General features: G+C 72.1%; 15 protein-coding genes. 6 read left to right on the top strand and 9 right to left on the bottom strand.

Annotated elements, in window-relative coordinates:
- A complete protein-coding gene (gene folE / locus AB0F29_RS34180; RefSeq protein WP_018959732.1) occupies positions 1 to 606 on the top strand; it encodes a GTP cyclohydrolase I FolE in 606 nt (201 codons plus the stop codon).
- A gap of 65 nt (positions 607 to 671) precedes the next feature.
- On the opposite strand, the gene AB0F29_RS34175 is transcribed toward folE, so the two are convergent.
- The 6 genes from AB0F29_RS34175 to AB0F29_RS34150 form a co-directional block, all read right to left on the bottom strand.
- Positions 672 to 1160, bottom strand: a complete 489-nt coding sequence (locus tag AB0F29_RS34175; protein WP_018959731.1) for a DUF3180 domain-containing protein — start codon at positions 1158 to 1160, stop codon at positions 672 to 674.
- A gap of 122 nt (positions 1161 to 1282) precedes the next feature.
- Positions 1283 to 1894: a 2-amino-4-hydroxy-6-hydroxymethyldihydropteridine diphosphokinase gene (folK, locus tag AB0F29_RS34170; RefSeq protein ID WP_361880564.1), complete on the bottom strand. Its 612-nt coding sequence runs from the start codon at positions 1892 to 1894 to the stop codon at positions 1283 to 1285.
- Complete coding sequence (gene folB, locus AB0F29_RS34165) at positions 1891 to 2250, bottom strand: dihydroneopterin aldolase (RefSeq protein ID WP_018959729.1); 360 nt, start codon at positions 2248 to 2250, stop codon at positions 1891 to 1893. The genes folK and folB overlap by 4 nt, the downstream gene beginning before the upstream one ends.
- A gap of 188 nt (positions 2251 to 2438) precedes the next feature.
- Positions 2439 to 2912 (bottom strand): nuclear transport factor 2 family protein, encoded by a 474-nt coding sequence (locus tag AB0F29_RS34160; protein WP_361880560.1) that lies wholly within the window; start codon positions 2910 to 2912, stop codon positions 2439 to 2441.
- Positions 2909 to 3706 carry a dihydropteroate synthase gene (gene folP / locus AB0F29_RS34155; protein WP_361880746.1) on the bottom strand — a complete coding sequence of 266 codons (798 nt, stop codon included), beginning with the start codon at positions 3704 to 3706 and terminating at the stop codon, positions 2909 to 2911. The genes AB0F29_RS34160 and folP overlap by 4 nt, the downstream gene beginning before the upstream one ends.
- Positions 3707 to 3810: 104 nt before the next feature.
- Positions 3811 to 5640, bottom strand: coding sequence for a phosphatidylglycerol lysyltransferase domain-containing protein (locus AB0F29_RS34150; protein ID WP_361880556.1), 1830 nt, complete (start codon positions 5638 to 5640; stop codon positions 3811 to 3813).
- Positions 5641 to 5800: 160 nt separating this feature from the next.
- Between AB0F29_RS34150 and AB0F29_RS34145 the strand changes: the two genes are divergently transcribed.
- Positions 5801 to 6922 carry an alpha/beta hydrolase-fold protein gene (locus AB0F29_RS34145; RefSeq protein WP_361880553.1) on the top strand — a complete coding sequence of 374 codons (1122 nt, stop codon included), beginning with the start codon at positions 5801 to 5803 and terminating at the stop codon, positions 6920 to 6922.
- Between the two features lie 12 nt (positions 6923 to 6934).
- Here AB0F29_RS34145 and AB0F29_RS34140 read toward each other — a convergent pair whose 3' ends face one another.
- On the bottom strand, positions 6935 to 8149 hold the full coding sequence (locus AB0F29_RS34140; RefSeq protein ID WP_361880550.1) for a betaine/proline/choline family ABC transporter ATP-binding protein: 1215 nt from the start codon (positions 8147 to 8149) through the stop codon (positions 6935 to 6937).
- A gap of 217 nt (positions 8150 to 8366) precedes the next feature.
- Between AB0F29_RS34140 and AB0F29_RS34135 the strand changes: the two genes are divergently transcribed.
- From AB0F29_RS34135 to AB0F29_RS34120, 4 genes are all read left to right on the top strand, one after another.
- Positions 8367 to 9146, top strand: a complete 780-nt coding sequence (locus AB0F29_RS34135) for an ABC transporter permease (RefSeq protein ID WP_361880547.1) — start codon at positions 8367 to 8369, stop codon at positions 9144 to 9146.
- 3 nt (positions 9147 to 9149) lie between these two features.
- A complete protein-coding gene (locus AB0F29_RS34130; protein ID WP_018959723.1) occupies positions 9150 to 9824 on the top strand; it encodes an ABC transporter permease in 675 nt (224 codons plus the stop codon).
- A gap of 65 nt (positions 9825 to 9889) precedes the next feature.
- The gene (locus AB0F29_RS34125) at positions 9890 to 10858 is read left to right on the top strand and encodes an ABC transporter substrate-binding protein (protein ID WP_361880543.1); all 969 of its coding nucleotides are present in this window, start codon (positions 9890 to 9892) and stop codon (positions 10856 to 10858) included.
- Between the two features lie 101 nt (positions 10859 to 10959).
- Complete coding sequence (locus tag AB0F29_RS34120; protein WP_361880540.1) at positions 10960 to 12027, top strand: hypothetical protein; 1068 nt, start codon at positions 10960 to 10962, stop codon at positions 12025 to 12027.
- Positions 12028 to 12033: 6 nt separating this feature from the next.
- On the opposite strand, the gene AB0F29_RS34115 is transcribed toward AB0F29_RS34120, so the two are convergent.
- Both AB0F29_RS34115 and AB0F29_RS34110 read right to left on the bottom strand, forming a co-directional pair.
- The gene (locus AB0F29_RS34115) at positions 12034 to 13176 is read right to left on the bottom strand and encodes an NADH-quinone oxidoreductase subunit D (RefSeq protein ID WP_361880537.1); all 1143 of its coding nucleotides are present in this window, start codon (positions 13174 to 13176) and stop codon (positions 12034 to 12036) included.
- 37 nt (positions 13177 to 13213) lie between these two features.
- Complete coding sequence (locus AB0F29_RS34110; protein ID WP_361880534.1) at positions 13214 to 14227, bottom strand: SAM-dependent methyltransferase; 1014 nt, start codon at positions 14225 to 14227, stop codon at positions 13214 to 13216.
- Positions 14228 to 14280 lie beyond the last annotated feature (53 nt).

Genomic DNA, 14280 nt, shown 5'->3' with positions numbered 1-14280 from the left:
ATGACCGACCCGGTGACGCTGGACGGCCAGGGTTCGATCGGCGAGTTCGACGAGAAGCGGGCCGAGGCGGCCGTACGCGAACTGCTGATCGCCGTCGGAGAGGACCCGGACCGCGAGGGCCTGCGGGAGACGCCGGGGCGGGTTGCGCGGGCGTACAAGGAAATATTCGCGGGCCTGTACCAGCAGCCCGAGGACGTCCTGACGACCACGTTCGATCTGGGCCACGACGAGATGGTGCTGGTCAAGGACATCGAGGTGTTCTCGACCTGCGAACATCATCTGGTGCCGTTCAGGGGCGTCGCGCACGTCGGCTACATCCCCGCCTCCACCGGCAAGATCACCGGACTGTCGAAGCTCGCCCGGCTGGTCGACGTCTACGCCCGCCGTCCGCAGGTCCAGGAGCGGCTGACGACGCAGATCGCCGAGTCGCTCATGTCGATCCTGGAGCCCCGCGGAGTCATCGTCGTCATCGAGTGCGAGCACATGTGCATGTCGATGCGCGGTATCCGCAAGCCCGGGGCGAAGACCCTCACCTCCGCGGTCCGCGGCCAGCTCCGGGATCCGGCGACCCGTGCCGAGGCGATGAGCCTCATCATGGCGCGCTGACGCTCTCCCGAACGCGAGAAGCGGGCGCGGCAGCCGCGTGGCGCGGCTGCCGCGCCCGTATCCGTCTACGCGGCTGCCGCGCCCGTGCCGTCGTGGTCGTTGCCGTCCTCCGGGAGGCGGCAGACGCGTTCCAGGAAGAGCGCGGCCGCGATGACCGCGATGCCGGCCACCACCGCCGCTCCCGCGTAGATGGCCTGGTCGCGGCGGGGTGGGATGTCGAGGTAGCCCAGGAGGAAGACGCCGGTGCCGCCGTACATTCCGGCGACGAGGGCGGCGACCAGGGCGCTTGCCTGGCCGAAGACGACCGCGCGGGCCGCGAACAGCGGCTCGACCCCCTTGGCGCCGGGGCGGCGCTCGCGCTGGGCGCGCAGGCGGGTGCGGGTGGAGAGGGCGGTCGCGAGGAGGATCACCGCGATCACGGCGAGCACGATCGACGCGGCCAGCGGGACGCTCGGCAGGGTGCCGAGGGAGTCCCAGAGGCGGGCCCCGCCCCAGGAGAGGACACCGGCGGCGGCGAAGAGGCCCGCCAGTACCCCGAGCCGTAGTTGCTTCACCGAGTGAGCCGCCCTTCGCGCCGCCTGTGCCCGGTCCGGCCGTGTGCCGGACCACCGTCCGTCGAGCTTAGGGCCTGTCGTTCGGATCATGCCGGGCTGATCCGAACGACAGACCCTGACCATTACTCCGGCAGGCGCAGTTCCAGGTCGGTGCGGGGCAGGACGCTGTCGCGGCCGACCTCGGCGAGGAGCTGGGCCACCGGGCCGGCGCCGGGCAGCTGGGCCTCGGGGTCGATGTCGTGCCAGGGGGCGAGGACGAAGGCCCGCTCGTGGGCGCGCGGGTGCGGGAGCGTGAGCACCGGGTCGTCGGAGAGGACGTCGGCGTACGCCACGATGTCGACGTCGATGGTGCGCGGACCCCAGCGCTCCTCGCGGACCCGGTCGAAGGCCTCCTCGACAGCCTGGCCGCGCTCCAGCAGGGAGGCGGGGGGCAGCGTCGTCTTCACGAGGATGACGGCGTTGAAGTACGAGGGCTGGGAATCCGCCTCAACGCCCCAGGGCTCCGTCTCGTACACCGGGGAGACGGCCTTGACCCGGAGGCCCGGGGTGTCCTCCAGGGCGTCGACGGCCCCCTGGAGGGTCTCCAGCCGGTTGCCCAGGTTGGAGCCGAGGGAGATCACGGCCATCTTGGGGTTGGAGAGCGTGACGTCGGCGGCGTCCACCTGCTGGACGACGGCGGTCGGAACCGGCTGTACGGTCGGGTCGCTCTGCCCTTCGGTGGAAAATGCAGTCATGCTCGGCTCCGGATGATGGTGATGGTCACGTCGTCGAAGGGGACGGTGATCGGTGCGTCCGGCTTGTGCACCACGACCTCGACCTCCTGGACGCCTTCGTGCTTCAGGCACTGCTGGGCGATGCGTTCGGCGAGCGTCTCGATCAGATCGACCGGTTCGCCCGTCACCACGTCGACGACCTCCTCGGCCACCACGCCGTAGTGCACGGTGCGGGCCAGGTCGTCGGTGGCTGCCGCGGGGCGGGTGTCGAGGCCGAGCACCAGGTCGACGATGAAGGTCTGGCCCTCTTCCCGTTCCCGGGGGAAGACACCGTGGTGCCCACGGGCCTTGAGGCCGCGCAGCGCGACACGATCCACGCGAATCACTCCTGCTGTCGTTGGTCGAGAGGCACCCGGCCGCGTGCGGGCGGCGAGGTGCCTTCTTTCGAATCTACCTGCGAGCACCGACAGTGCTCGCCCGTGGGGGCCGTGGACAGCGCCTTCGGGCTGGTAGCCGCCCCTACCCGGTGGTCATCGGTTCCAACCCCTACGGGTCCCGTACCCACTCAGGAGGGTGTTTCCTCGTCGTCGTCCTCATCGGATTCGGTCAGGACGGGCGATCCGTGGTGGGACCAGAGTTTCCAGCCGTCGGCGGTGCGCCGGAACACGTTGGTGGCGACGACCAGCTGGCCCACGAGCGGGCCCAGCGCGTTGCCCTCCTCGGCGGGGCCGCCGCTGAGGATGTTCTCGGTGCAGGTGACCAGGGCGGTGTCCTCCGTCATCGCGATGTTGACGTCGGTGAGGAAGAACTGGATGTACTCGGTGTTCGCCATGATCAGGGCGTAACTGCGCAGTACGTCGCCGCGGCCCGTGAGTACCGGCCAGCCGGGGTGGACGCAGGAGACGGTGAGGTCCTCGCCCGGCAGCCACCGGCCGGCGAGCTCGTCGTGGTCGCCGCGTTCCAACGCCTCGTAGAAGGCGGTGTTGGCGGCCTCGACCTCCGCGATGTCGGCGGCGGCCCGTGCGTGTTCCTCGTTCACGCGGCGCCCTCGACCGCGCGGGCGACGCGGACCGCGTCGGCGGTGGCCCGTACCTCGTGGACCCGGACCGCCCAGGCTCCGGCCGACGCGGACAGCGCGGAGACGGCCGCGGTCGCCGCGTCGCGTTCGCGGGCGGGCGGCGGGGCCGATCCGGGCCCGGCCAGGACGTGCCCGAGGAAACGTTTGCGGGAGGCGGCCACCAGCAGCGGGCGGCCCAGCGTGTGCAGGCCGGCCAGGTGCGCGACGAGCGACAGGTCGTGGGCGGCGTCCTTCGCGAAGCCGAGGCCGGGGTCGATCACGACGCGCTCGGGGGCGACGCCGCCCGCGACCACCGCGTCCATCCGCTGCCGCAGCTCGTCGAGGACCTCGGCGACCACGTCCTCGTACACCGCGCGGCTGTTCATCGACTCGCTGAAGCCGCGCCAGTGCATCACGACGAACGGGACCTCGGCGGCGGCGACGGCCGGGATCATGTCCGGGTCGGCGAGGCCGCCGCTGACGTCGTTGACCAGGGCGGCCCCGGCGGCGACGGCCTGCTCGGCGACGCGGGCGCGCATGGTGTCCACGGAGACGGTGACGCCCTCGGAGGCCAGCCCCCGCACTACGGGCACGACCCGGCGCAGCTCCTCGGCCTCGTCCACCCGGCTGGCGCCGGGACGGGTCGACTCACCGCCCACGTCCACCAGGTCCGCGCCCTCGGACACCAGGTGCAGACCGTGCTTGACCGCGGCCGCGGTGTCGAACCAGCGGCCGCCGTCGGAGAAGGAGTCGGGCGTCACGTTGACGACGCCCATGACCGCGCAGCGGTCCCACTCCGGCAGTCCTCGGACCGTGCCCCGCGTGCGTGTCGTACTCATACGACCAGACTAGGACCTGCCATGGGCCCCGCGCGCCGCGCTCACGCCGCGCTCACCTTGTGCTCCGACGGCGTACGCGGCGTGTGGCCGCACGGGCGCGGACGGTGGGGGCGGAACGGGCGCGGCAGCGAGAGGTTCACGAAGCCCTCGGCCCGCATCGCCGCGATCCCGATGCGGGGCAGGTCGCGGCTGGTGCGGAAGACCACGAAGCGGGGCTCCCAGCGGGGCTTGAACTTGGCGTTGAACCTGTACAGCGACTCGATCTGGAACCAGCGGGAGAGGAAGACCAGCAGCCCCCGCCAGCAGCGCAGCACCGGTCCCGCGCCGAGCCGCTCGCCGCGGGCCAGCGCGGAGCGGAACATCGCGAAGTTCAGCGAGACCCGGGCGACGCCGAGCCTCTCGGCGGCCTGGAGGGAGGCGACGATCAGGAGCTCGTTCATGCCGGGGTCGGCCGAGCGGTCGCGGCGCATCAGCTCCAGGGACATGCCGTCCGGCCCCCAGGGGACGAAGTGGAGGACCGCCTTCAGGTCGCCGCCCGGGGAGTCCTCCGTACCGGAGCCGGTCAGGTGGGCCGTGGCGATCACGCAGTCGCCGTCGGCCGGGTCGCCGATCCGGCCCAGCGCCATGGAGAAGCCGCGTTCGGTGTCGGTGCCGCGCCACTCGGCGGCGGCGCGGCGGATCCGGTCCAGCTCGGTGTCGCCGATGTCACGTGCCCGCCGGACCCGGGTCTCGTAGCCGTTCCGTTCGATGCGCTTGACCATCTGGCGCACGTTCCGCATGGCCCGTCCGGCGAGGGAGAAATCCGCCACGTCCACCACCGCCTCGTCGCCCAGTTCCAGGGCGGTGAGGCCGGTCTCGCGGGTCCAGACCTGGCCGCCGGTCTCGCTGCAGCCCATCACGGCGGGGGTCCAGGAGTGCGCCTGCGCCTCGTCCATGAAGCGTTCGATCGCGCCCGGCCAGGCCTCCACGTCACCGATGGGGTCGCCGCCGGCCAGCATCACCCCGGAGACGACCCGGTAGCAGACGGCGGCCTTGCCGCTGGGGGAGAAGACCACGCCCTTGTCGCGGCGGAGCGCGAAGTGGCCGAGCGAGTCCCGGCCGCCGTGCCGCTCCAGGAGGGCCCGCAGCCGGCTCTCGTCGTCCTCGGTGAGGCGGGCGGCCGGGTGTTCGGGGCGGAAGGCGAGGTAGATGGTGGTGACGGCGGTGAGCAGGCCGAGCGCGCCCAGCGAGTAGGCCACGGTCCAGCCGGTGCGCCCGGCGTAGCCGACGGGCCCCTCGACGCCGAACAGGCCGTACAGCACGTGCTGGAGACGGTCGGCGATGGACGGGTCGCCTACGACCCGGCCGGGGTGGACGCTGACGATGATCAGCCCGAGCCCCAGCGAGCCGGCCCCGAGCAGTACGAAGTTGGCGAGCGCGCGCCAGCGGCTTCGAGGGTCAGGCAGCGCCCGGAACTGGTCCCGGTGGCGCACCAGCAGCCAGCAGAGCGCCAGCGACACGAGCACCCCGACGATCGAGTGGCGGTACGCGAACTGGGCCACGGCCCCCGCGGGCAGCAGAATCACCGCCGCGCGCCAGGCCCGCCGCTTGTGCCGTTTCAGCCCGTGGGCGAGCAGGAGCAGCAGCATGCCCGCGCTGAGCGAGAGCGCGGCGGCGAACGGGCCGAGCGCCCCGGGGAGCACCTCGGCGAGGGTGTGCATCCGGCTGTGCCGGAAGCGGGGGAAGACCCCGGCGGCGACGTCGATCAGCCCGACGACGGTGCAGGCGGTACCGACGAGCGCCGGTACGGATTCGGGGCGTGGTCCGCGGAGCAACCGGCGTACGCGCTGCGGAACCGAAACCGACTTATCCCCATCTAGCGTGACAGACATCGCTTCCCGTGGCTTCGCGAGAGATTCGTTGAGTCCGCCGACTGGAGCCCCACGGACGATGTGCGCCCTCTAGGACGTGGGCCGGGGAGCGCGGGTTCCCCCACATTCCGGAAATTTCCCGCATCCGGCTCGCGTAAGGAATCACGGAGAAAGCACGCTCATGGGTCTCACCAGCTCCGCCGTTCTGGCGGTCGTGGCGGCGGTCGCCGTCGCCCTGTTCGCCGCCACGGTCGGGCTCTGGCCGCGGCTGGCCCGGCCCGGGGCCGCGGCGGTGTCGGGCCGGGTCGGGCTGTTGCTGGCGACCCAGCTGACGCTGTTCGCGGCGGTGGGTCTCGCCGCCAACAACGCCTTCCTCTTCTACGGTTCCTGGGCCGACCTCTTCGGCCGGCAGCAGGAACTCGGTGTGGTCACCGATCATGCGGGGAACGGGTCCGGTTCGCGGCAGATGACGCGGATCGGCACCCAGCACCCGGACGTGCCGGGCGGCCGGGTGCCCTCGGTCGGCGGGCGGATCGACCAGGTGGTCGTCTCCGGGCGGACCTCGGGCATCGAGTCCCCGGCGTACGTCTATCTGCCGCCGGAGTACTTCCGGGCGGCGTACGCCGGGCGGACGTTCCCGGCGGCGGTGGTCCTCACCGGCTACCCGGGCACGGCGGAGAACCTGCTGAAGGGGCTGCGCTACCCGCAGACGGCGCATGACCGGGTGAAGGCGGGGAAGGCCCGGCCGATGATCCTGGTCATGCTGCGGCCGACCGTCGCGCCGCCCCGGGACACCGAGTGCGTGGACGTCCCCGGGGGCCCGCGGACCGAGACGTTCTTCGCGAAGGACCTCCCGGAGGCGATCTCGGGGACCTACCGGGTCGGGGAGAAGGCCCGCAACTGGGGCATCATCGGCAACTCGACCGGCGGCTACTGCGCGCTGAAGATCGGGCTGCACCACCCGGAACGGTACGCGGCGAGCGCTGGGCTCTCCGCGTACTACAAGGCGGCCGAGGACCCGACGACGGGCGACCTGTTCCACGGGAGGCAGGAGCTGCGCGACCGGGCCGACCTGATGTGGACCCTGGAGAACCGGCCGCCGTCCGGCGGTTCGTTCCTGGTGACGACGTCCCGGGAGGGCGAGGACAACCTCGGGAGCACGATGGAGTTCATCGAGAAGGTGAGGGCGCCCGCGAAGGTGTCCTCCATCGTGCTCGACAGCGGCGGGCACAACTTCACGACCTGGCGGCGGGAGATCCCGCCGGCCCTGGAGTGGCTGAGCGCCCGGCTCAGCGCGAACTGATGCGGGCGGACTTCAGGGGGACGGGATCGTCGCGACCGTCTCCACGGCGACCTCGGCGCGCGGTACGTCCTGGGCGTCCGCGTCGATGGAGCGGCGCAGGGCCTCGTGGAGCCGGGCGGGGGTCAGCACACCGAGGAAGCGCCCCTCGCTCTTCTTGTCGATGACGGCGATCCAGCCCGCGTCGTGCTGGAGCATGGTGGCGAAGGCCTGCTTGAGGGGCGCGCCGAGCGGAAGCCAGGCCTCCATCCGGCGGGCGTGTTCGCGGACGGTGCCCTTGGCGGTGGCCGGTGCGCCATCGGTGGCCGTGCCGGCCGTGGCGTCGGCGGTCGCGTCGGCGGGGATCCAGCCGTGGAGGTCGTTCCGGCCGTCCAGGACGACCGCCCAGCGCGCGCCCTGGGACCTGAGCCGTTCGGTGGCCGTGGCCAGCGGGTCGTCGAGATGGACGACCGGCGGCTGGTCGAGGTCGCTCTCCTCGATGGGCGTCACCGAGAGCCGCTTGAGCCCGCGGTCCGCGCCGACGAAGTCGGCCACGTACGGGGTCGCGGGGGCTCCGAGCACGGTGGCGGGGGAGTCGAACTGCTCGATGCGGCCCTGGCCGTAGACGGCGATCCGGTCGCCCAGGCGGACGGCCTCCTCGATGTCGTGCGTGACGAACAACACGGTCTTGCGCACCTGGGCCTGGAGTTTCAGGAATTCGTTCTGGAGCCGTTCGCGGACGACCGGATCGACCGCGCCGAAAGGCTCGTCCATCAGGAGGACGGGCGGATCGGCGGCCAATGCGCGGGCCACGCCCACGCGTTGGCGCTGGCCGCCGGAAAGTTGTTCCGGATAGCGGTCGCCATAAACGGAAGGGTCGAGTCCGACGAGGTCGAGGAGTTCGGCGGCGCGCTCGCGCCCCTTTCCGCGCTTCCAGCCCAGCAGATGGGGAACGGTCGCGGTGTTCTCCAGCACCGTCTTGTGCGGGAAGAGTCCCACCTGCTGGATCACATAGCCGATGCGGCGGCGCAGTTGGACGGGATCGATGGTGGATATGTCGTCCCCGTCGAGGAATATCCCGCCCTCGGTCGGTTCGATCAGCCGGTTCACCATCTTCATGGTGGTCGTCTTGCCGCAACCGGAAGGTCCGACGAGCGTGACCAGTTCACCCTCGGCGACCTCGAAGGAAAGGTCGTCGACGGCGGTGGTGCCGTCCGCGTAACGCTTGGTGACGTGCTCGAAACGGATCATGGTTCCCCATTGTGGAGGGCGTTCTGTGAAGGGCGTGTTGCCGGAATGCGACAGCCTCCGCGATTGTCAGTGGTCGAGGATAGGCTCGCCAGTCATCAGTTCGATCCGGGGCGATCCGGGGCGATCCGGGGGAGAACCCGGCGTGATCCCCGGGGGAACCCGGCGTGATCCCGGGCGAGATTCCGGACGACGGGAGAAAGCAGGAGGTGGGGGGCGGATGGCCGAGCAGAACTGCCTGGTGACGAACGACTGGATCTGCGGGGAGTATCTGCGCTCCCGCAGCCAGGAGTTGACCGACGCGACCGTGCAGCACATCGGGATCACGGTGGTCTCGGTGCTGATCGGGCTCGCGGTCGCCTTTCCGCTGGCGCTGCTCGCCCGCCGGGGCCGGCGCTTCGCCGGGCCGGTGCTCGGGCTGACGACCGTGCTCTACACCGTGCCCTCGCTGGCGATGTTCTCGCTGCTGCTGCCCCTGTTCGGGCTGTCGGCCGCGCTCGTCGTCACGGGCCTGGTGCTCTATTCGCTGACCATCCTCGTCCGCAACATCCTGGCCGGGCTCGAAGCGGTGCCCGAGGAGGCCCGGGACGCCGCCCGCGGCATGGGATACGGGCCGGGGCGGCTGCTGTGGGAGGTGGAGCTCCCGCTGGCGCTGCCCGCGGTGATGGCGGGGCTGCGGATAGCCACCGTGTCGACGGTCGCGCTGACCACGGTCGGCTCGCTCGTCGGCAAGGGTGGCCTCGGCAATCTCATCGAGGACGCGCTGCCCAGCTTCTTCAAGGCCCAGGTGCTCGCCGCCTCGGTCCTGTGCGTGCTGCTCGCGGTGGCGGCGGACCTGCTGCTGCTCGGCCTCCAGCGGCTCCTGACGCCCTGGACCCGGATATCCGGGGCTTCCGGGGCGCCCGGCCCGTCCGGGGTGGACAAGGCCAGGCGCACGGACCCGGACGGGCCGGGCGGACCGGCGGGCCTGCCCGCCCCGGCGAAGGTGGAGGCGGGCTGACCCGTGGGAGTCATCGGCGATGCCTGGACCTGGCTGACGACCGGGTCCAACTGGTCGGGCGACGGCGGCGCCGCGCACCGGCTCGGCGAGCATCTGTACGTGAGCGGGGTCGCCCTCGCGGTGGCCTGCGCGATAGCCCTGCCGCTCGCCCTGTATCTGGGGCACATCGGCAGGGGCGGTGCGCTCGCGGTGAACATCTCCAACGTGGGGCGGGCCGTCCCGGTCTTCGCGGTGCTCGCCCTGTTCATGGTCACGCCCCTGCGCAACTCGGGTTACTGGCCCACGATCATCGCGCTGGTGCTGTTCGCGGTGCCGCCGCTGCTGACCAACGCCTATGTCGGGATGCGGGAGGTGGACCGGGCCGTGGTGGAGGCCGCGCGCGGCATGGGGATGTCGGGCGGGCAGCTCTTCGTCCGGGTCGAGCTGCCGCTCGCCTACCCGATGATCATGACCGGGCTGCGGTCCGCCGCCGTCCAGGTCGTGGCCACCGCCTCGATCGCGGCGATGGTCGGCCTCGGCGGTCTCGGCCGGATCATCACCGCCGGGTTCAACACCTACGACACGGCCCAGGTCTTCGCGGGCGCGATCCTGGTCGCGGGACTCGCCCTGCTGGTGGAAGGGGTGCTCGTGGGCCTGGACCGGCTGCTGTCACCGCTGCGCCGCCGCCGGCCCGCGTGACGGGCCCGACGCCCCTCCCCAACTTCCCTTTGGTCACCTTTTTTCGGTTCGGACGGAGAACAGACATGAGCAGAACCTCGCGGATAGCCGGAGCGGTCATCGGCATGGTGGCGCTGGCGGGGTCGCTGGCGGCCTGCGGCGGCGACAGCCTGGAGCAGGAGAAGGGCTCCGGCTCCTCGGGCGGCGACGGCAAGAAGGGCTCCCTCGTCGTCGGCTCGGCCTCCTTCACCGAGTCCAAGGTGCTCGCCGAGCTGTACGCGCAGATCCTCGGCGACGCCGGGTACGACACCTCGGTCACCACGGTGAAGAACCGCGAGCTGTACGAGCCCTCGCTGGAGAAGGGGGAGATCGACGTCGTCCCCGAATACGCCGCGACGATCACCGAATTCCTCAACGCCAAGGTGAACGGGGCGGAGAAGGCCCAGGGCGCCCCCCTCGCCTCCCCGGACGCCGACGCCACGGTCGCCGAGCTGGAGAAGCTCGCGGGCCCGCTGGGCCTCAAGGTGCTCCCGGCCGGGAAGGCCGTCGACCAGAACGCTTTCGCGGTCTCGAAGGAATTCGCCGAGAAGAACAAGCTCACGACCCTTTCCGATCTTGGAAAGTCGAAGCTCAAGGTGAAGATCGCGGCGGGCGACGAGTGCGAGGTGCGGCCGTTCTGCGCGCCCGGTCTGAAGAAGACGTACGGCATCGACGTCACCGGAATCGACCCCAAGGGCGTCGGAACCCCGCAGTCCAAGCAGGCCGTCCGCGACGGCAAGGTCGAGCTGGTCCTGACGACCACGACGGACGCCGTGCTGGACGGGCTGGTCTTCCTGGAGGACGACAAGAAGCTGCAGAACGCCGACAACGTCCTGCCGGTCCTCAATGCCGAGGACGCGGGCGCCCCGGAGATCGCCGACGCGCTCGGAAAGCTCACCGACGCGCTCACCACGGAGGATCTCGCGGAGCTGAACCGCAAGGTCGACGCCGAGCGCGCGAAGCCGGCCGACGTGGCCAAGGAGTATCTGGAGTCGAAGGGGCTGATCAAGAAGTAGGGCTCGGGCTACGGGTCATTTCGGGGGCCGCGAGGTAACCGGCGGGGAACAGATTGCCGAGCGGCCCCCAAGTGGCGCGTACACACGGTAAATTTCAGGCCATGCCACGTGGACGCCACCGCCATTCCCCACCCCTCCACAGAATCCTGCCCCCCTCCGTGGTGGCGGGAGTGCCGGTCGTCGGTGCCGCCGGCGCCTGGCTCCTGGCCGAACCCCTGGTCCTGCGCGGCCTGGTGGCCGCCGTGGCGGCCGCCGCCGTCACCGGCGCGTATCTGATGCGCAGCTGGGACCGGGCGGCGGGGCTGCGGGTCGCCGAGCTGACCCGGGCCCGCGCCAGTGACGAATGGCGGGCCGAGGAGCGGATAGCCGAGCTGGAGCAGGATCTGGAGGAGTCGCGCGAGCTGCGCGGCCGTCTGGAGACCAAGCTCCGCCGCAAGCGCGTAGAGCTCGCGGGGCTGCGCGGGGAGCACGCCGGGCTGCTGCGCCGCTACGCCAACGCCGAGACCGAGCGGGCCAGCGCGCTGGAGGGCCGCAGGCAGCTCGCCATCGAGGCCGCCGCCCCCAAGGAGCTGCTGCCCGCGCGGTCCACGCCGACCCCCGAGTCGTACCGGCGCGCGGACGAGGCCCTGATGAACCTCACACGCAACGCGGCGCTCCAGGAGACCCGCCGGACGGTGGAGGCGGCCCGGCGGCGACAGCCGGCCGTCGACGACCGGCACCAGGACACGGAGGGGGAGGGCCCGCGGGGGAAGCACGCGGCGGCCCCCGGGGCGGGCGAGCACCGGGACCACCAGCACCGCCGCCCCTCCACCCCCCTGCCCGCCCCGGCGCTCCCGGGCGGGAAGGCCCCGGCCTCCATCGCGCCGGTGCCCGTGCCGCGCGCGATCCCGGGCGCCTCGGCCGTCGTCCCGTACGCCGCGCGCCGCGACCTGGCACCCCAGGGCAACTTCGACTTCTTCGGCGCCCAGCACGCCCAGAGCGCCGAGAAGGCGAACGCCGTGATCGAGTCCGTGCAGAACGAGGACCTCGCGGACGTCGTCGGCGAGGAGGCGCTCGCCGCCCACCGCACGGGAGCCGTCGACAACCGGGCCGTGGGCAAGGTCATCGACCTCACCGCGCACGACGAGACCGAGCAGATCGAGGTGGCGGAGCTGCGCGGCGCGGTCTGAGAACCCCTACTTGTCGATGTCGCCGACGACGAAGAACAGCGAGCCCAGGATCGCCACCATGTCGGCGACCAGGGTGCCCGGCAGCAGCTCGGTGAGCGCCTGGATGTTGTTGAACGAGGCGGAGCGCAGCTTCAGCCGGTAGGGCGTCTTCTCGCCCTTGGACACCAGGTAGTAGCCGTTGACGCCGAGCGGGTTCTCCGTCCAGGCGTAGGTGTGGCCTTCCGGCGCCTTGAGCACCTTGGGCAGCCGCTGGTTGATCGGCCCCGGCGCCAGGTGGGCCATCCGGTCCAGGCAGGCGTCCGCCAGGTCCAGGGAGTTGAGCGTCTGCTCCAGCAGGCACTCGAAGCGGGCCAGGCAGTCGCCCTCGGTCCGGGTGACGACCTTCAGGGTGTCCTGGAGCGCCCCGTACGCGAGGTACGGCTCGTCGCGCCGCAGGTCGAAGTCGACGCCCGAGGCGCGGGCGATCGGCCCCGACACCCCGTACGCGTGCACCGCCGCGGCGGACAGCACGCCCACGTCGCGCGTACGGCCCCGGAAGATCTCGTTGCCGAGGACGAGGTTCTCGTACACGTCCATGCGGGAGCGGACGGAGGCGACGGCGTCGCGGACCCGGCCGGCCCAGCCCGCCGGGACGTCCTCCTTGAGTCCGCCGACCCGGTTGAACATGTAGTGCATCCGCCCGCCGGAGACCTCCTCCATCACCGCCTGGAGCTCCTCGCGCTCCCGGAAGGCGTGGAAGACCGGGGTGATGCCGCCGAGTTCGAGGGGGTAGGAGCCGAGGAACATCAGGTGGTTGAGGACCCGGTTCAGCTCGGCGAGCAGCGTCCGCGTCCACACGGCGCGCTCGGGGACCTCCATGCCGAGCATCCGCTCGACGGCCATCACCACGCCCAGCTCGTTCGAGAACGCGGAGAGCCAGTCGTGGCGGTTGGCGAGCATGATGATCTGCCGGTAGTCGCGCGCCTCGAAGAGCTTCTCCGCACCCCGGTGCATATAGCCGATGACCGGCTCCGCGTGCTGTACGCGCTCGCCGTCCAGCACGATCCGCAGCCGGAGGACCCCGTGCGTCGAGGGGTGCTGGGGACCGATGTTCAGCACCATGTCGGTGCTCTCCGCCGCTCCGCCGATGCCGATCGTCGTCTCCGTCATGCGGGACAGTATTCCCTGACGCCGGCCCGCCACGGGGTCACCCGCGATCAGGCAGCACCGGCCGCACCGGTCCCACCCGGTGCAGCAGCCAGCCGAAGTCGCCGAGGCCGCCGCGGGCCGTCAGCTCCGCCGCCTCGCCCGCGGCCGACAGAGCGGTGACGTAGCCCGCGGGATCGGTCGCGGCCAGGCTCAGCGGCGGCCGGCCCCCGTCGACGCCCAGCCGGTGCAGCGCCGCCCGCTGGTCGGTCAGCTCCGCGCTCGCGTACGGCACCGCCGCCGCGCAGGCGTCCAGCGCCACGTGCGCGGTCAGGTCGCGGGAGCCGTCCGGCACCGGGCGCACCTCGCGCCCGCCCCGGAAGCCGGTCAGCGTTCCGAAGGGCGGCCGGGCGCCCCGTACATGCGCGTAGTCCACCGCCACCGCGAGGCCGGCGGTGAGGGAGCCGACCGCCCGCGCCCAGGCCGCGTCCCGGGTCCGGCCGATCTCGGCCCGCTCGCCCGGCGCGGTCAGCGGCCACCAGCGCTCCAGCCATGCCGCGTCCGCTCCGCTCACCTCCTCGCCGAGGCGCTCCGCGCCGTCCGAGGTCCGCACCTGGACGTACCGGGGGACGCCGTCCGCGTCCGCCTCCGCCACCTCGGCCGGAACGTTGTCCAGCCACTCGTTGGCGAACAGCAGCCCGGTGACCCCCGCGGGCGGCTCCGCGCACCACTCGATCCGGGGGTCCAGGCCCGGGGGCCGGTCCGCGACCTCGACGGCGTACGCGGTCACGTCCGGCCCGCCGGACAGCCGGGCCAGGGCGGCCAGCACTCCGGTCAGCAGCTCGCCGCGCCCCGCCCCGACGTCGACCAGCGCGACCGTGCCGGTGCCCAGCTCCCGCGCCGTTCCGGTCAGCAGCCGGGCCACCGCCGCCGCGAAAAGGGGCGAGGCGTGGACCGATGTACGGAAGTGGCCCGCCGGCCCCTCCGGGCTCCGCAGCCGGCTGCGATAAAAGCCCTCGTATCCGTACAGAGCGGCCTGAGCCGCCTCCCGCCACCCACGCCACTCGTCCGTCACATGGCCAAGTCTCCACCTTGGGGAGTACGGTCCCAGGACCCGGATCGACCCTC

It is taken from the genome of Streptomyces sp. NPDC026589 (assembly GCF_040638385.1).
In the GTDB taxonomy this organism is placed as follows: domain Bacteria; phylum Actinomycetota; class Actinomycetes; order Streptomycetales; family Streptomycetaceae; genus Streptomyces.
This window is presented reverse-complemented; position numbering and strand designations above follow the sequence as displayed.